Here is a 17,159-nt window from a genome sequence, read left to right as displayed (position 1 = left end):
AAGAGAATGGCACAAGGAAAACAGACCCCTCGTCAGAAGATGATCAACCTAATGTATCTGGTGTTCATCGCGATGATGGCCCTAAACATCGATGCAGAAATCATCAGGTCATATTATGACTCAACTACAGCCTTAAACGAAACAAGACGTTTAACGGAAAATAAAAACGAAAAGATTTTCGAAAAAACACTGGAAGCTAAAGCACAACAGGTTCCAGATACTTATGCACAGCCTTGGCAACAATACAAAACATTGAAAACTAAGATTGATGGATTAGTAAAACATGCTCAGGAAATCAAAGATCTGTTAAAGAAACAATCTGAGTTTCATGATAAGGATCCTAAAACTGGAAAAGATATTGATGTAAGTGAAAACTTCGCTGCACTAAACAACAACGAAGCTACCACGGAATATTTCTTTAAAGAAGGAGACGAAAATTCTCCATCAAAAAATGCATTAGACCTAAAAGCAAAAATTGATGACGTAAGAGATTACATCAATAAAACTTTTGGTAATAATGAACAGCTTAAAGACTTAGTAGATAGAGCTAACAAATCTCTTATTGCGGAATATCCGAAAGGAAAATCTCCGAATGAGAAAACTTGGTTTCAAAATAAATTTTATCATCAGCCATTAATTGCTGCGATATCTAATTTGGAAATTATCCAAAATGATGCCAGAAATGTACAATCTGATGCATTAGCATTAATGCTTCAGGAAAAAGTAGATGCAAGTATCAAATTTACAAGCTATGAACCAATTGTTTCTGGACCTACAGATATTCAATCGGGTAAACAAGCTGAAGTAAAAGTAATGTTAGGTACTTATTCTAACAGTAATAAGATCAGTATCTCTGGAGTAAGCAAGCAAGAAAATGGTAAAGGTATCATTCCTATTTCAGGAGCTGGTATCGGAGAACATAAATTGTCTGGAACAATCACATTAACAGATGCTTCTGGAAAGCCACAATCTTTCCCATGGACGCATACTTATAATGTAATTGCAGGACCAAGAGAAGTAAAACTTGAAAAAGGATTATTACTTTCTGCTGATAAAATGAATGTAATGTATAGAGGACTTGAGAACCCTGTATCAGGATCTATCTTAGGTGCAGATAATTCTAAACTTTCATTATCAGCTCCGGGAGCTTCTGTAAGAAATACAGGCCCTGGTAAATGGATTGTAAAACCTTCAACAGGTACTACCGTTAAATTGACATTATCTGGAGTAGACCCTCACGGGAAATCTGTATCTCAGGTATTTGAATATAGAATTAAGAATGTTCCGCCACCGCAAGGTCAGATGAGAGGACAGAATGTATTGTCGATGCCGGCAACTTCTATCCCGAATCAATCTGTACAGGCAGCTATTCCTGACTTTGACTTCCCTGTTTCGTTTACCGTAACACAATTCATGGTAAGAGTACCTGGTAGAGCAGCATTATTGATCCACGGAAGTACATTAAGTGAAGCTGCAGGATTGATGAAAAATCTGAGAACAGGAGATGTAGTATCTGTATTCGATATTAAAGCAACAGCTCAAGGACTGGAAGGTCAACAGATTAAAAACATTACTCCTATAATTATTAATGTTCAATAGGACTAAAATTGTAATTTATTATGAAAAAATATATTAGCACCCTTTTAGTATTAGTCTCGGGATTTGCATTTTCCCAGACTATTCTGAACGCTTCTTCACCAGAAGAGTTTAGACAGATGAGAGCGGAGAACAAACAAAAAGTTGGTGATACTATTATTGATAAAACAGTAAAGCCTCTTGAATATGGATTTGTAGAAGATAAAGACATCCTTAAGAGTATGTTTGTTTGGGAAATCATCGATATGAATGATAAGATCAATCAACCATTTTATTATGATAATCCAGATGGTCTTCTTTCTACCCCTACAAGATCACTATACCAATTATTGTTAGATGCAGCTTTAAGTGGTAAAATTGAGCAGGTGTATGACGATGAAAACTTTACTTTAAAGCTTTCACCGGAAGGAATTCAAAAAAGATTGGAGAATGTTAGAATTAACGATGCTGCAATCGATATTCTAAACTCTGGAAGACAATTAACTGAACAGGAGAAAAAAGAATATACCGATGTATTTAAGACGACTACTGAAAAAGTAAAAGTGCTTAAAATTATGGGAATGTGGTTCGTAGATAAAAGAGACGGGCAAATGAAATACAGACCTCTTGGTATTGCTGCAATGGGTCCAGACCCTGCAGTACAAGGAGTAATAGGTCCAGATGGTAAACCAATTGCCAGCAATGATGATCTTATCGACCTATTCTGGATTTTCTATCCGAATGCAAGAGATGTTTTAGCAAACAATTATGTTTACAATAGAAAAAATTCTTCTGCAGATTTATCCTTTGATGATATTATCAATGCAAGAAGATTCTCTTCTGTAATCTACAAATCTTCAGCTGGTTTAGGTGATGGAACTATTAAAGACTATATCCCTAAAGATGCTGATGATCAGTTAGAAGAAAGCGACAGAATTAAGGCGCAAATTCTAGAAATGGAAAATGATATGTGGAATTACTAAATTTCACTTGATATTTATACAAAACCTGAGTATTTTTACTCAGGTTTTTTTTATTATGAAATCGCCCTTTGTTTATTGCTAATCAATAATCAATGATATAGGCGATTGCATATGACCTTTAAATAAATGAAATTGCTCATATGAAAAATGTAGATTATATTATTGTAGGAGACGGATATGCCGGGCTTTTTTTAGCACATCAACTGGTGAAGAACAACAAATCTTTCGTGATTTTTTCTGAGGGAAGGAAAAGCGCTTCACAAGTTTCGGCAGGTATTATTAACCCTGTTGTACTTAAAAAGTTTACCACCTTCTGGAAAGCTCAGGAGCAAATTGATTTTCTGAAGAGCAGTCTGAAGGAAATAGAGACATATACCGGGGAGAATTATCTGATTAATGCACCTATTCACAGAATTTTTCACGATGAAAATGAGCAGAAGCTATGGCTTAAGAAATCTAAAAATGAAGAATTAAGGAACTTTTTAGAAGAAAATTTTGAGTCTTTAAATGTGGTAAAAAACGACTTTCTCACCGGAAAGGTGAATCAGTCTACCAGACTAAATGTTAATGGATTTTTCACAGGTTTATTTAGGTATTTTGAAAAAAATGGTTTTCTTATCAGTGAAAAATTTGAATATGCTAAATTGAAGCCATCAGAATCTTCTTATAAAGATTTTAATTTTAAAAATATTATTTTCTGTGAAGGAATGGGAGTGAAAGATAATCCTTACTTTTCAGAAATTGCAGTGAACCCCAATAAGGGACATCATATAAAAGTTGAACTCTCTCAGCCAATCCCGAAAGATATAACCATTAAAAAGAAACATTTTCTTTTCCCAACAGATAATGGTCTTTATTTTTATGGAGGAACATATGATCGCGAGCAGCTTCATCTACATATTGATGAATCGGCGGTTAATCAGCTTGTCAATGGGTTGTCAGAAGTCTATCCTTATGACTTTGAAGTGAAGGAAGTTAATTTTGGTTTCAGGCCAACAGTGAAAGATCGTAGACCTATCATTGGAAGGCATGAAACCCATCATAATTTGTATGTCTTCAATGGACTGGGAGCAAGAGGAATTTTGAATGGATGCTACTTTGCAAGAGATTTATTCCGTTTTATTGAGGAAGGCATTCCATTACATGAAGAAGTTTCATTGAATAGATTCAAATAATTATTTATCAGAATTGTAATCTTAAAGTGCTTAGTTCATGAATGAAAATCTATTAGGAATCATTGCAGGTGTACTCACTTCAGTATCTATGATTCCACAGCTTATAAAAGTAATACGGGAGAAAAATGTGGAAGACATTTCTTTGCTTATGCTTTTGGTGCTTATTTCAGGGTTGTCTTTATGGGTATGGTATGGTTTTGTAAAAGATGAACTTCCTATTATTTTATCAAATTCATTTGCCGTTTTGGTGAATATCAGCCTTTTAATTTGTTATATGATATACAACAAAAAGTAAAAAAGACGTCCCCATACAAGGACGTCTTTTTATATTAAATCTAATTATTGTCTTTCTTATTCAAGAACGAACTTCGCTAAAGGAGCCATTCTTGCTTTGTTTAAAGTTAACGTGTTTCCGTTAACAGAATAGTTATCAGCTGCAAGAATTGCCTTTGTAAACTGATTTTCGATATCAAGATCTTCACAAGCCATCATAGTAGACATTCCTTGGTTAAATTTGATTCTCATAACATCCTGTTTGATTTCAAAAGTACCACCTAATCCATTGCATCCTGCATGACCTTCATATCTCATCCCGTTCATATCAAGTTTGAAGTAAGGATTGTTTTTTTGATTTTTTAACTTGATTGGCTGACCATTAAGCTCCGTTAATTTCCAAGTTTTTCCTGTAATATCTGTTGTTGATTTCTGTGCGGTCTGTGTCTGGCAAGAAACTAGAAATACAGTTAGAAAAAGAGCGGATAAATAGTAATACAAGCTTTTCATAAATTTTAAATTTTAATTTTACTGTTTGTATATATGCTAATACGATGCCATTTTTGCCGGGCCTGATTCTTTTTTTGCCTGTTTAAGATGGAAAAGCACCATGTCTACATTCTTCTTTAAAAAAGTGATATTGCCTTTAATTTCAGAGTATTGATACTCTTCATTGGAGGCCGTATAGTCTGGTAAAGCATCGCTTTTTTTAAGGTCATAAGTTTTACCGTTTAAATGAATCGTTGCCGTATTTTTGGTACGATTTATAGTGACTTCTATTTTTTCTCCATAGCTGTCAACGTACACCTCTTTAGAAATGTCATCTGTATTTTCAGGAGTAGAAGCGGTAATAGTTTCAGCCTCTTTTCCGGGATGCTTACATGCTGTTGAGGAAAGAATTGCTAGTCCGAAAAGGAGGGATGTAAATAATTTTTTCATAGTGATAAGTGATTTTAAAGTGTTTCATGAATTATGGTGTTAATATTATATAAAAATACAAATATTTCTGATAATTATATGTTAATTTTACATAAACTAACATTGTATTTTAATTGCGTGGGTTTTTTCCAGCTTTTTAAAATATTCTTCAGTGAAACGAAAAACAGATTATTTAAAATAAGAAATTTGTGGTTGAGGGAATTTTGATGTTTTTTTTAACCGATTTATAGTCAGTAGAATAGAAGGCGTTTTTTCTTTGTTCATTTGTTGTGTAAATTTTCGGCAAAAATAATTCAAAATTTAGAGAATAACAATAAGCTTATCCTAATAATTTGAAATCATGATAAAGTTTAGTTTTTTAGGTTGATGTTTTCTTTAAATAATAAGAATGTTCGAAATAAAATGTCGAAAAACGGGACATGAACCTATTGAGAAATGTAGAAGTTAGAGATATTGTGATCGTAATAAGGAACTTGTTGCTTTATAAATATTTGTTTTTCATGGCATTCCGTATTCAGTGAGATTGTTAATTCAGGTAATTTAAAGGAGAGTTAAATTTTGTTAATCTATTATGAAGATATGATAATCTAAGTGTACATTTGCCACTTCAAAATGAGAAACTTTATAGTATTTTTTTTAACGGGTCTATTTCTGCTCTTTGTAGTAGAAAGCAAGCTCAATGTTAAAACACTTCGAAATGACTATTCCGGTCATGTTTCTCATCATCTCCCTAAAAGAGCGAATCGACTGAACCAGACTTATGAAAAGCTATCTATTCAGCAGATGACCTCCGATACCATAGATGATAATTCTATTTTAGAACTTGCCGAAAATGATTTCCAGCTTTCTGATATATTTCAGACTATTATTGTTTTTGCAGGGATTTTCAGTCTTGTCTATATTTTTGGACTCAAAAGCAAGAAGCAGTTTAGACCGGATATTCACGGTTTAATATTTGGGCTCACTGCTAAAAAGTTTATTCTGATTCGTTCTATTAGAATTTAAAAATTCATTTCTTTCTATTGATCTTCTGCCTGATTTCAGGTGGGAAAGCTTTGCGCTGTGTATGTTGGTAATCATCACAACGTAATATCTCTCTATTACCATTTATTTCTATTCAAAACATTAACGATTTATAAAACTCTAGAATTATGATGATAAGAGTTACCTCAGGTATTGCGCTTAGCGTTCTTTTACTGGCCGTAAGCTGCAATAACAAAAAGGAGGAGAAAGAAGAAGTAACCACTTACCCGGTAACATCACCGGTAGTAATGGATACTGTGATTAATAAGGAATATGTAGCTCAGATTCAATCTGTAAAGAATATTGAAGTGAGAGCTCAGGAAAAAGGATTCCTTGAGAAAATTTTTGTAGATGAAGGCCAGTATGTACAAGCAGGACAAACCCTGTTCCGTATTATGCCTAAGCTGTATCAGGCAGAATTATTAAAAGCAAAAGCAGAAGTAGAACAAGCTTCTATTGAATTGAAAAATGCAAGCACTTTAGCGGGAAATAATATTGTATCCAAAAATGAAAAAGCAATGGCTAAAGCTAAACTTGATGCAGCCAACGCAGAAATGAAACTGGCACAAATTCACCTGTCTTTTACGGATATTAAAGCTCCGTTTTCAGGGATTATCAACAGAATTCCTTTGAAATTAGGAAGTCTTGTGGATGAAGGAGATTTGTTAACTTCTTTATCAGATAATACAAGTATTTATACTTATTTCAATGTCTCTGAGCCGGAATATCTCAGCTATCAGACTCATGCTGCAGACAGAGGAAGTAATCAGGTTTCTTTGATTACTGCCAATGGAGAAATGTATACGCAAAAAGGGGAAATTCAGACTATTGAAGGGGAATTTGATAATGAAACCGGAAATATTGCGTTTCGAGCCAAGTTTCCCAATCCAGATAAACTTCTGAGAAACGGGGAAACCGGGAAAGTACAAATGACAATGCCGGTACACAATGCTCTTATTATTCCTCAGAAAGCTACTTATGAAATTCAGGATCAGAAATATGTATTCGTTATTGATAAAAACGGGACGGCAAAATCTAAAAATATTAAAATAGCCTATGAACTTCCGGATCTTTATGTAGTGAGCTCAGGAATTTCAAAGGGCGATCAGATTCTTTTGGAAGGCGTTCAGAAAGTGAAGGATGACCAAAAAGTAAAAACAAAATTCCAGGATCCTAAAAAGGTTCTTCAGTCATTGAAATTAAAAGCAGAGTAGTGGTCTCTAAAGTGAAGAAGTATGTTTAAGAAATTCATCCGCAGACCCGTTCTGTCTATTGTAATCTCATTGATTATTGTGTTTATGGGGATTCTGTCATTGGTAAAGCTTCCGGTGACACAGTTTCCCTCTATTTCTCCCCCTAAAGTAAATATTACCGCAGAATATCCCGGAGCCAACAACGAATTATTGATTAAATCTGTTGTTATCCCTCTAGAAAGAGGATTGAATGGGGTACCGGGTATGAAATATATGACCTCAGATGCCGGAAATGATGGGGAAGCTTCCATTCAGATCGTATTTGATCTGGGGACAGATCCCAACGTTGCAGCAGTAAACGTTCAAAACCGTGTATCCTCCGTTGTAAATAAATTACCCCCTTTGGTAGTTCGTGAAGGGGTGAAAATTACCCGTGAAGAACCTAACATGTTGATGTATATTAACCTGTACAGTGATGATCCTAAAGCTGATCAGAAATTCCTTTTCAATTATGCAGATATTAACGTAATGTCTGAATTGAGAAGGGTAAGTGGTGTAGGTTTTGCCGATATTTGGGTACCCGTGAATATGCAATGCGTATTTGGCTTAAGCCGGATAGGTTAACAGCTTATAACATTTCAGCAGATGAAGTGATGGAATCACTGAACGAACAAAGTTTGGAAGCTTCTCCTGGGAAAACAGGGGAAAGTTCGGGAAAACGCTCGCAATCATTTGAATATGTATTAAAATATCCAGGGCGTTTTAATAATGAAAAGGATTATGGAAACATCATCTTAAGGGCAAAACCCGATGGTGAATCCATCAGGTTAAAAGATGTTGCTGATATTGAATTCGGAAGCTCGATGTATGATATTTATTCCACATTAAATGGGAAACCTTCTGCAGCGATTACGGTAAAACAGTCTTATGGCTCTAATGCCAGTGACGTTATCAAAAACGTAAAAGCTTTAATGGCAGATCTGGAAAAAAATAATTTTCCTAAAGGAATGCATTATGATATCAGTTATGACGTTTCCAGATTCCTGGATGCTTCTATGGAAAAAGTAATTCACACTTTATTTGAGGCTTTTATATTGGTAGCTATTGTGGTATTCCTTTTCCTTGGTGATTGGCGTTCAACCTTGATTCCTGCATTAGCTGTTCCGGTCTCACTGGTAGGAACCTTTGCTGTAATGTCTGCATTTGGAATTACGCTGAATATGATCTCGCTCTTTGCCTTGGTAATGGCAATCGGGGTTGTAGTCGATGATGCCATTGTGGTAATTGAAGCAGTGCACGCCAAAATGGAGGAGAAAAACCTATCTCCTTTAAAAGCTACAGAAGAAGCAATGCACGAAATTAGTGGAGCGATTATCGCAATTACTTTGGTAATGGCATCCGTATTCATTCCGATTGCATTTATGTCAGGGCCGGTTGGGGTATTTTATCGTCAGTTTTCGATTACCATGGCTTCATCCATTATCTTATCGGGAGTAGTGGCTTTGACTTTGACCCCTGCATTATGTGCTTTAATCCTAAAAAATAACCACGGGAAAGCTAAAAAGAAAACTCTGATTACTGCTTTCCTTGATAAATTCAATAACCTTTTTACAAAAGGAGCCGGGAAGTATGAAGGAATGCTGAAGAAGACTGTTACCAAGAAAGGAATCACGTTGCCGTTATTATTGGCGTTTGTGCCTGTACATTCTTCCTGAGTAATTCTCTTCCTACAGGATTTATTCCAGCAGAAGATCAAGGGATGATTTATGCGATTATACAGACTCCTCCGGGATCTACCTTGGAAAGAACCAATCAGATTGCCAGGGAATTGTTGAAAGAATCTGAAGATGTGGATGGTGTAAAATCTGTTTCTTCATTAGCAGGATATGAGATTTTAACAGAAGGTACCGGATCCAACTCAGGAACCTGTCTTATCAATCTTAAAAGTTGGGAAGAACGTAAAGAATCTGCTGCAGAAATCATTGAAAAGCTTGAAGAAAAGGCTAAAAATATTCCGGGAGCTAATATTGAATTTTTCCAGCCGCCATCTATTCCTGGCTATGGAGCTGCCGGAGGTTTTGAACTTCGTTTGCTGGATAAAGCGGGAAGTGGTGATTATCATAAAATGGAGAAGGTGAGTAATGACTTTGTAAAGGAACTGAAGAAACGTCCGGAATTGGGATCTGCATTTACGTTCTATTCTGCGAGTTTCCTCAATATATGCTTCGTGTGGATAACGACCTTGCAGAGCAGAAAGGAGTCACAATTGCAAAAGCTATGGATAACCTGTCAACACTTATCGGTTCAAACTATGAAACCAGTTTTATTCGTTTTGACAGACCATATAAGGTTATTGTTCAGGCAGGGCCGCAATATCGTGCGTTACCAACAGATCTTTTAAAGCTGTATGTGAAGAATGATAAGGATCAGATGGTACCTTATTCAGACTTTATGCATCTTGAAAAAGTATATGGACTGTCTGAAATTACAAGACATAATATGTACAATTCTGCAGAAGTAAGTGGAACTCCGGCACCGGGATACAGTAGTGGACAAGCTATTAAAGCGATTCAGGAGGTTGCGGATAAGACCCTTCCGAGAGGTTTCGGGATCGATTGGGCAGGGATTTCCAAAGATGAAGTAAGCCGTGGAAATGAAGCCGTATTTATTTTCTTGGTATGTCTTGGATTTGTATACCTGATTCTTTCAGCACAATATGAAAGTTTTATTCTTCCGTTACCAGTTATCTTATCCCTTCCTACAGGTATTTTTGGAGCCTTTTTATGTTTAAAATTGTTAGGATTGGAAAATAATATCTATGCTCAGGTAGCTATGGTAATGCTTATCGGGCTTTTAGGTAAGAATGCTGTATTGATTGTGGAATTTGCTGTACAGAAGAAAGCTGAAGAAGGCATTCCGGTGGCAAAGCAGCCATTGAAGGGGCTGCAATCCGTTTCCGACCGATCTTAATGACCTCATTTGCTTTTATTGCGGGGTTGATCCCGTTGGTAATTGCAACAGGACCTGGAGCGATTGGAAACCGTACCATTGGAACTGCTGCGGCAGGGGGGATGCTGATAGGAACCATCTTTGGATTGATGATTATTCCAGGATTGTATTATATCTTCGGAACCATTGCAGAAAAATCCAGATTGGCGAGATATGAAGAAGAAAATCCTTTAACAGAACAAACTGAACCTTACGAACACGATGGAAAATTTGAAGACTAAAAATATAATAACAGCCATTGCCTTATCGCTTGTTCTTGCAAGTTGTAAGGCGCCAATGGCGACCGTCATAAAAGACGAGGTAAAAACAAATATCCCTCAAAACTTCAATCAGGAAGAGCAGCAGGATGCTAATAACAATAGTGGAACAACACCTTGGAGACAGTTTTTTACAGATCCTAATTTAGTGACGCTTATTGAAACTGCTTTAAAAAACAATCAGGAGCTCATGATTACTCTTCAGGAAATTGAAATTGCTAAAAGTGGGGTTTTAGCTAAAAAAGGGAGATTAACACCTACTGTTTCTGCAGGAATAGGAGCCGGATTAAAAAAAGCAGGCCGTTATACGAGTGAAGGAGCCGGAGATGCAAGCACAGAAATGGAACCAGGAAAGCCTATTCCTGATCCATTAGGCAATTTTGAAGCAGGCTTAAATGCGAGCTGGGAAATTGATATCTGGAAAAAGCTGAGAACAGAAAAAGAATCAGCTGTGGCTCATTATCTTTCTACAGTAGAAGGGAAAAATTTTGTTCTGTCTAATCTTATTGAAGAAGTCGCGGATAGTTACTATGAATTATTGGCTTTAGATAATCAATTGGATATTATACAGCAATATATCAAACTTCAGCAAAGAGCGTTGGAAATTTCCAAGATTCAGAAAGAAGCAGCGGCAGCAACGGAACTGGCGGTGAAAAAATTTGAAGCAGAATTGGCTAAGTCCAAAGCTTCAGAATACACCATCCGTCAGCAAATTACTGAAAAAGAGAACGAAATCAATGCTCTGTTGGGAAGGTATCCGCAACCGATTGTCAGAACAAAGGAGAATTTTATGTCAACCATTCCGCCGACGGTGTATACGGGAATTCCGTCACAATTGCTGGCTAATCGTCCTGATATCAAGCAGGCGGAATTAGAATTAAAGGCTTCAAAATTAGATGTAGAAGCAGCAAGAAAAGAATTTTATCCATCATTGGAAATTTCTGCTACATTAGGATTAGAAGCGTTCAAACCTTCTTATTTGGTGAAAATGCCTGAGTCTATTGCTTATAATCTAGTAGGAGAGTTAGCGGGGCCACTTATTAATAAAAGTGCCATTAAAGCTAACTTTCAGACTGCAGATGCTAAACAGATTCAAGCATTATATGAATATGATAAAACCATTTTAAATGCTTATCTGGATGTGGCTAATCTGATGTCAAAAGTTAAAAATATAGATCAGTATTATCAATTGAAATCCCAGGAAACTAAGGCTTTGGATCAATCTATTGATATCGCCAACCAATTATTCAGAAACTCAAGAGCAGATTATCTTGAAGTTCTTTTGAACCAAAGAGATGCGCTGGATGCTAAAATGGAATTGATAGAAGCAAAACAAAAGCAGCTGAGTACAGTTGTAGACATCTATAAAAGTTTAGGTGGTGGCTGGAAATAAAAAAACATCATAATTCAATCAATAAACAGTTAATGTTTTGAGGGTCGGCTCTTCGGAGTTGGCCCTTTTTTTATTATGTGGTAAATAATACGACATACTCTGTCGCAACACTGTAGTAGATTTGTAGGATTAATGAAGGATATAGAATATAATAAAACATTTCTATTTTTGTAAATATTTTAAATTAAGTCACTTCAGTATGATTTGTGTGAACTAAAAAAAGTTAAATTTGCGGCAATTTAAAAACTAATCATTAAACTCAAAAACAAACACGGGAATGAAAAAGATTTATCTCAGTGCATTAACCTTATGCACAGTTCTGGGCGTGTCTGCTCAGAATATTCTCTGGCAGAAAGATATCCAATCCTCTACTCAGGATTTTCTAAGCCAGGTCACTACCACTATCGATCAGCAGTATCTTATTACAGGAAGCTCTATCCAAAGCGATAAACAACAGACTTCGGGAAGTAAACAGAATAACGGATACGATTTCCATCTGGTTAAACTGAACCAACAAGGAGAAGAAGCCTGGGAAAAGTTTTTCTCAGGAAATAATCATGATTACTTATCAGCTACTGTCAGCACTCAGGACGGAGGATTTCTCTTAGCGGGAACCTCTTATTCAGGAAAAGGACTGGATAAGAAAGAGGATTCCAAAGGTGGATCCGATATCTGGCTGATCCGAATCAATGAATTTGGCGATGAAATCTGGCAGAAACATTAGGAACTTCTTCCGATGAAGAAGCCAAAGCAGTCATTCAGAGTACAGATTTAGGATTTTTCGTTGCCGGAAATGTACAAAATTCTTCCAAAGGGTACGGTTCTAAAGATGTCTGGATCATCAGACTAGACAAAGATGGAAAAGAACTCTCCCAACTTGTATTAGGCGGAAAAGATTTAGACGAAGTTGAGAAAATGATTCCGACGAAAGATGGTGGAGCTCTCCTGGGGATTTATTCAAGAAGTTCCGAGGTTCGGGATCCGAGATCTGGAGATCAACCTCGTGAAACCACCCCAAATCCCGAACCTCGCACCACAACCCCCACAGCCCGCAACGCAAAATCCACAGAAAATTTCGGTGAAGGCGACTATTGGATCGTTAAACTGGATAAAAGCGGAAAAGTAGAATGGGAAAAGAACTTTGGGGGTAAAGCAGACGATCATATCAGAACTTTGGCTTTAACTTCAAATGGCTACATCATTGGTGGTGAATCCAGATCCGAAAGATCAGGAAACAAAACGGTAGGGATTGAAGAAGGAACAGACCTATGGCTGATTGCTCTTAATGAAAGAGGGGATGAACAATGGCAAAAGTCCTACAACTTCAAAAACCGTGATATCCTGATGGGAATGAGTGTGATTCATTCAGCGGATGACAAATCCTCAAAAGGAATTCTTTTAGGCGGTTATACCCAGGCAGAAGGAAGAATAGAAAAAGATGATGAGACCTTCTGGATGCTGTATCTGGATGGAAACGGAAACGAACAATGGCGAAAACATGTGAGTGGAGAATCCAGACAGAAAGAAGAAAGACTTTCAGATCTGAAACTGAACAGAGATGGTTCTATCATTTTAGCCGGAACCAGTGGAAAAGAATTAGGGAAAGAAAACTGGAAAATTGTAAAGCTGGGTGATAAGCAGGTCAATGATCTGATTGAAAAATATGACATTAAAATTTACCCGAATCCTGTATCCGATTACGCGTATGTAGAAATTGGCTTTGACTTTAAGGAAGCTGATATTATGCTGTATGATATGAGCGGAAGACAGCTTCAGAACTTCAAAACAAAGAACAGAGTGACTAAGATAAATACCCAAGCCTTGGTACAGGGAGCTTATCTGGTGACGATAAAAACGGATAATAATAAAACAGCGAGTGCAAAGCTGATCAAAAAATAAAAAAACATTAATCATGAAAAAGAATATAACCAGTTTGTTTTTCTGCTTATCCTTGGGTACTGCAGTGGCGCAAACTACAGGAAGTAAACAGTCTACACTTCCCAATATTATCCCCCCCTCATCGGAGTCTTATAAATTAGGTGCTTTTGGAAATATTCCTGTCAGCCTGTTTACGGGAAATGCCAATGTAGATATTCCAATAACAAGTTTTCAAACCAAAAACATCAGCCTTCCTATTAAGCTCAATTACTTTTCCAATGGAATAAAGTAGATGATATGAACGGTTCTACAGGACTAGGTTGGAATCTTATTTCAGGAGGAGTTATTACAAGAGTTGTTCGGGATGTCCCCGATGAAGAACATCTGACCAATGTAACAATTCCAACCGATATTGATGCACTAGGGCCTTATCATCCGACTGTTATGCAGTTCTTTCAAGATGCTGCCAATGACGATGTAGATACTGAGCAGGATCTGTACATGGCCAGCTTTGGTGGTATGCAGATTAAATTTGTCTTTGACAGAAGAGGAATGCCTGTGGTGTACTCTCAAAAAGATGTTATTATTGAGGGGAGAAGCGGAGGCTCAGCTTTTACCATCACAACAGATAATGGGATGAAATTTTATTTTGCTGATCAGGAAATGACTTCAAACCGTACTGCTGGAGCTGGACATTCTTTGATATCTATTTCTCCCACAGCCTGGTATCTTACAAAAATAGAAGATGTATCTACCGGTGAAATTGTATTTATTGAAAATACAGATGGAGGGTATAATACCACAATAAGTCAGTCGCAGACACTTTCCTATACTTCCCCTAATGGTGGGCCAATGTTATCTATTTGTAAAAATTCGCCATTTATTATGTATCCTGCAGTGAGTGAGTTGATTAGCCATAATCAGCATGTCAATGGAAAGCAGATTAAAAGGATTTACAGCAATAATCCGGTTTATGGAGAAATTATTTTTGATTATTTGCAATCAGGGGGCAGTGAAGATTATAAACGGTTGCAAAAAGTGACCAAAAAAGTAAATAACAGTATTATTAATAATGTTGCTTTAAATTACAATTTAACCGGAAACAACAGGTTGTTCCTTTCCTCTGTAACAGATAGTGTTTAAATACTACTTATGGATTTGAATACAATCTGCCTGATAAATTCCCTCCAAGACTTGCCTTTAGCAGGGATAGCTGGGGTTATTATAATGAGGTCAATAGTAATACGAATCTGGTTCCACGGATTGAAAAAGTATCAGCATGGAGCTCCTATGTAGGAGCAGGAACCGGTGTAGTTCCTGAGAAAACAGCTATCGGGATCTTAAAAAAGATCATTTATCCCACCAAAGGATCTACAGAATTCTTTTATGAGAATCATACAAGAATAGACAAAAATGTACTGTTAGCTCCTGCTGAAACAAATGGAGTTCAGATAAAAGCAACTTCTACTGAGGATAGCAGTCCACATATGGAAAATTCAGTAACATTTACGCCTATTAAAACAGAGGAAATTCGTTTAGGAGGCGGGGCTTATTTAACTCAGATTGTGATCCGAATAGCAATATTAATAAGAATAGAGCTATGGCTACTTTGAAGAAGACAAATGGGCAGTCAGTTGAATTATATACCAAAAATACGTCTGGAATCCTCACTAGTATAGGGACTTCGGCGACCTTTCCTTTCGTAGTTGGAAGTTTTTATGCGCTTGTTAATAAAGATGAACCACTGACACTTAATCTGAGAACTTTATTTTTTTGTACTCGCTCTACTGTTGCTGCAAGTTATTCCTACAAAGATGCTGTGTACGGAGATAAGGAAGTCCCTATCGGCGGATTGCGAATAGCCAAGATTGTAGATACAACAGAGAATGGAATTGCAACAACCAGAAAATTTCTTTACCGGGATTTGAATGAACAGACCACACAGGCTGTTGTTTTGAGAACCCCGGAATTCCAAGAACAATTAGATTTTTACAAGACCTGCTATGTCAATAACCCACATACTGGTGGTAATGTTCCCGTTGGAGTGGAGAAATTTCCTTATTACACGATAACTTCCACCAACATTAACCAGTTGTATGCTACCCACCCGAATGTATTTTACAAAACAGTTCAGGAAATTGTGGAAGGAAAATCTAATATTATTCATTATTACTCTGGTGCTTCCGATGACTTTGGAAAAGTATTATATGGCAATAATATCCGAAACTCAGTGTGGTCGAATCTGGGTTGGAACAATGGCCGAGAACTTTCAACGAAATACTTGGATGGCAACAATAAAGTGGTACGTACTGTTGAAATGAATTATGAAGAAGATCAAAACAGGAAATATCAGGTAGATGGTTTTTCTATCAGAAGAAACTATGAGAATCCGAATCCCAAAAACGTAACTTATACTTGTAATGCTCAGGATATTGCAACGACGATTCCATTTACCATGTGTTCCACTAATCATTCTCATCATTATATTACTACGGATGGATATAAAAACTGCTATGCTATTGGCGCCAATAATGTGACCACGGAATATAATGGCAGATGTTTTGGGCTTCAGGCAGGACAGGTAGTAACATTTGATGAGCAGCTGGATAACCTTGATATTGTACAGTACAAAAACATTTCCCATTTCGAGTACCTAAAATCACAGAAAACTACAGATTATGTGGATGGGACTGCGATGAAGACGGAAACCCAGTATTTCTACAATAATCCCAAGCATACCCAACTGACGGGTAAAAAAACGATTTTCCCGGATTTGTCTTCTACACAGATCAATTATGATTATGCGTACGAGAAAAACAACCAGTTATTGATTAGTAAAAATATGGTGGGTATTCCATTGGAAACAAGGGAGCAGGAAACGGTTGAAAATATTACCAAATTAACTTCCCGTGATGAAACCATTTATCCTACTACACTACCCAATGCAGCAACCGGGAACCTGGTGCTTCCATTATCAGAATACTCATTTGATAACCTGAATGCTTCTCAATCCTACAAAGATGTAAGTTTTGACAAGTATGACGAAAATGGGAATATTGTGAAGTATACCACCAAAGATGGTACTCCTGTCACTATAGTCTGGGGCTACAAAAAGACAAAACCTATTGCTAAGATTGTAGGGGTAATATATGGCTCATTAGATAATGAGATTGCAGATATTGTAGCGAAGTCTGATGAAGACGCTGCTGACCCTACAAAAGAGGCTGCGCTCCTTTCAGCTTTAGATAATTTTCATCAATCGGGGTTGATCGTAACCACTTATACTTATGATCCATTGGTTGGAGTAACCACCATAACCCCTCCTTCAGGGATCAGAGAACAGTATGTATATGATACTGCCAACCGATTAAAGGAGATTCAGCTAAGAGAGCGGGACAATGCTGGTAATTATGTCATTAAAACCGTCAAAGAGTTTAAGTATAACTATAAACAGTAAACAC

Annotated in this window: 14 protein-coding genes and 1 pseudogene; 13 read left to right on the top strand and 2 right to left on the bottom strand. The window is 36.8% G+C overall.

What is annotated here, in order from left to right:
- Positions 1-6: 6 nt before the first annotated feature.
- The 4 genes from porM to QWZ06_RS21635 all read left to right on the top strand — a co-directional run bounded on the left by porM (position 7) and on the right by QWZ06_RS21635 (position 4,028).
- On the top strand, positions 7-1,599 hold the full coding sequence (porM, locus tag QWZ06_RS21650) for a type IX secretion system motor protein PorM/GldM (protein ID WP_290301071.1): 1,593 nt from the start codon (positions 7-9) through the stop codon (positions 1,597-1,599).
- 20 nt (positions 1,600-1,619) lie between these two features.
- Positions 1,620-2,558 (top strand): type IX secretion system ring subunit PorN/GldN, encoded by a 939-nt coding sequence (porN, locus tag QWZ06_RS21645; RefSeq protein ID WP_290301070.1) that lies wholly within the window; start codon positions 1,620-1,622, stop codon positions 2,556-2,558.
- Positions 2,559-2,698: 140 nt separating this feature from the next.
- A complete protein-coding gene (locus QWZ06_RS21640) occupies positions 2,699-3,733 on the top strand; it encodes an NAD(P)/FAD-dependent oxidoreductase (protein ID WP_290301069.1) in 1,035 nt (344 codons plus the stop codon).
- Positions 3,734-3,770: 37 nt separating this feature from the next.
- Positions 3,771-4,028, top strand: a complete 258-nt coding sequence (locus QWZ06_RS21635; RefSeq protein ID WP_290301068.1) for a SemiSWEET transporter — start codon at positions 3,771-3,773, stop codon at positions 4,026-4,028.
- Positions 4,029-4,084: 56 nt separating this feature from the next.
- Here the strand turns inward: QWZ06_RS21635 and QWZ06_RS21630 are convergent, their stop codons facing one another.
- Both QWZ06_RS21630 and QWZ06_RS21625 read right to left on the bottom strand, forming a co-directional pair.
- Positions 4,085-4,516: an META domain-containing protein gene (locus QWZ06_RS21630; RefSeq protein WP_290301067.1), complete on the bottom strand. Its 432-nt coding sequence runs from the start codon at positions 4,514-4,516 to the stop codon at positions 4,085-4,087.
- 36 nt (positions 4,517-4,552) lie between these two features.
- Positions 4,553-4,945 (bottom strand): hypothetical protein, encoded by a 393-nt coding sequence (locus tag QWZ06_RS21625; RefSeq protein ID WP_290301066.1) that lies wholly within the window; start codon positions 4,943-4,945, stop codon positions 4,553-4,555.
- 612 nt (positions 4,946-5,557) lie between these two features.
- On the opposite strand from QWZ06_RS21625, the gene QWZ06_RS21620 reads away from it, so the two are divergent.
- The 9 genes and pseudogenes from QWZ06_RS21620 (at position 5,558) to QWZ06_RS21580 (ending at position 17,155) form a co-directional block, all read left to right on the top strand.
- Positions 5,558-5,950, top strand: a complete 393-nt coding sequence (locus QWZ06_RS21620; protein ID WP_290301065.1) for a hypothetical protein — start codon at positions 5,558-5,560, stop codon at positions 5,948-5,950.
- 149 nt (positions 5,951-6,099) lie between these two features.
- Entirely contained in the window at positions 6,100-7,182 is a 1,083-nt protein-coding gene (locus tag QWZ06_RS21615) for an efflux RND transporter periplasmic adaptor subunit (RefSeq protein ID WP_290301398.1), read from the top strand.
- A 21-nt stretch (positions 7,183-7,203) separates the two neighbouring features.
- Positions 7,204-10,391 (top strand): annotated as a pseudogene (locus QWZ06_RS21610) (efflux RND transporter permease subunit).
- On the top strand, positions 10,372-11,820 hold the full coding sequence (locus tag QWZ06_RS21605) for a TolC family protein (protein ID WP_290301064.1): 1,449 nt from the start codon (positions 10,372-10,374) through the stop codon (positions 11,818-11,820). The pseudogene QWZ06_RS21610 and the gene QWZ06_RS21605 overlap by 20 nt, the downstream one beginning before the upstream one ends.
- 277 nt (positions 11,821-12,097) lie before the next feature.
- On the top strand, positions 12,098-12,544 hold the full coding sequence (locus tag QWZ06_RS21600) for a hypothetical protein (protein ID WP_290301063.1): 447 nt from the start codon (positions 12,098-12,100) through the stop codon (positions 12,542-12,544).
- A gap of 191 nt (positions 12,545-12,735) precedes the next feature.
- Complete coding sequence (locus QWZ06_RS21595; protein WP_290301062.1) at positions 12,736-13,719, top strand: T9SS type A sorting domain-containing protein; 984 nt, start codon at positions 12,736-12,738, stop codon at positions 13,717-13,719.
- 13 nt (positions 13,720-13,732) lie between these two features.
- Complete coding sequence (locus QWZ06_RS21590) at positions 13,733-13,990, top strand: hypothetical protein (protein ID WP_290301061.1); 258 nt, start codon at positions 13,733-13,735, stop codon at positions 13,988-13,990.
- A 5-nt stretch (positions 13,991-13,995) separates the two neighbouring features.
- A complete protein-coding gene (locus tag QWZ06_RS21585; protein ID WP_290301060.1) occupies positions 13,996-14,841 on the top strand; it encodes a hypothetical protein in 846 nt (281 codons plus the stop codon).
- A 457-nt stretch (positions 14,842-15,298) separates the two neighbouring features.
- Positions 15,299-17,155: a hypothetical protein gene (locus QWZ06_RS21580; protein ID WP_290301059.1), complete on the top strand. Its 1,857-nt coding sequence runs from the start codon at positions 15,299-15,301 to the stop codon at positions 17,153-17,155.
- The last annotated feature ends 4 nt before the right edge of the window (positions 17,156-17,159 follow it).

Origin of the sequence: Chryseobacterium tructae (genome assembly GCF_030409875.1) — a bacterium.
Taxonomy (GTDB): Bacteria; Bacteroidota; Bacteroidia; order Flavobacteriales; family Weeksellaceae; genus Chryseobacterium; species Chryseobacterium tructae.
Note: the sequence above shows the minus strand (reverse complement) of the source record. Positions and strands in the feature narration are given on the sequence as shown.

What these genes read in the sequence shown, in the direction of transcription:
- QWZ06_RS21590 (WP_290301061.1), top strand. Translation starts at nt 13,733, where the DNA reads ATGAAAAAGAATATAACCAGTTTGTTTTTCTGCTTATCCTTGGGTACT.
- QWZ06_RS21640 (WP_290301069.1), top strand. Translation starts at nt 2,699, where the DNA reads ATGAAAAATGTAGATTATATTATTGTAGGAGACGGATATGCCGGGCTT.
- QWZ06_RS21615 (WP_290301398.1), top strand. Translation starts at nt 6,100, where the DNA reads ATGATAAGAGTTACCTCAGGTATTGCGCTTAGCGTTCTTTTACTGGCC.
- QWZ06_RS21580 (WP_290301059.1), top strand. Translation starts at nt 15,299, where the DNA reads ATGGCTACTTTGAAGAAGACAAATGGGCAGTCAGTTGAATTATATACC.
- QWZ06_RS21585 (WP_290301060.1), top strand. Translation starts at nt 13,996, where the DNA reads ATGAACGGTTCTACAGGACTAGGTTGGAATCTTATTTCAGGAGGAGTT.
- QWZ06_RS21605 (WP_290301064.1), top strand. Translation starts at nt 10,372, where the DNA reads ATGGAAAATTTGAAGACTAAAAATATAATAACAGCCATTGCCTTATCG.
- QWZ06_RS21630 (WP_290301067.1), bottom strand. Translation starts at nt 4,516, where the DNA reads ATGAAAAGCTTGTATTACTATTTATCCGCTCTTTTTCTAACTGTATTT.
- QWZ06_RS21625 (WP_290301066.1), bottom strand. Translation starts at nt 4,945, where the DNA reads ATGAAAAAATTATTTACATCCCTCCTTTTCGGACTAGCAATTCTTTCC.
- QWZ06_RS21595 (WP_290301062.1), top strand. Translation starts at nt 12,736, where the DNA reads ATGATTCCGACGAAAGATGGTGGAGCTCTCCTGGGGATTTATTCAAGA.
- QWZ06_RS21620 (WP_290301065.1), top strand. Translation starts at nt 5,558, where the DNA reads ATGAGAAACTTTATAGTATTTTTTTTAACGGGTCTATTTCTGCTCTTT.
- QWZ06_RS21635 (WP_290301068.1), top strand. Translation starts at nt 3,771, where the DNA reads ATGAATGAAAATCTATTAGGAATCATTGCAGGTGTACTCACTTCAGTA.
- porN (WP_290301070.1), top strand. Translation starts at nt 1,620, where the DNA reads ATGAAAAAATATATTAGCACCCTTTTAGTATTAGTCTCGGGATTTGCA.
- porM (WP_290301071.1), top strand. Translation starts at nt 7, where the DNA reads ATGGCACAAGGAAAACAGACCCCTCGTCAGAAGATGATCAACCTAATG.
- QWZ06_RS21600 (WP_290301063.1), top strand. Translation starts at nt 12,098, where the DNA reads ATGAAAAAGATTTATCTCAGTGCATTAACCTTATGCACAGTTCTGGGC.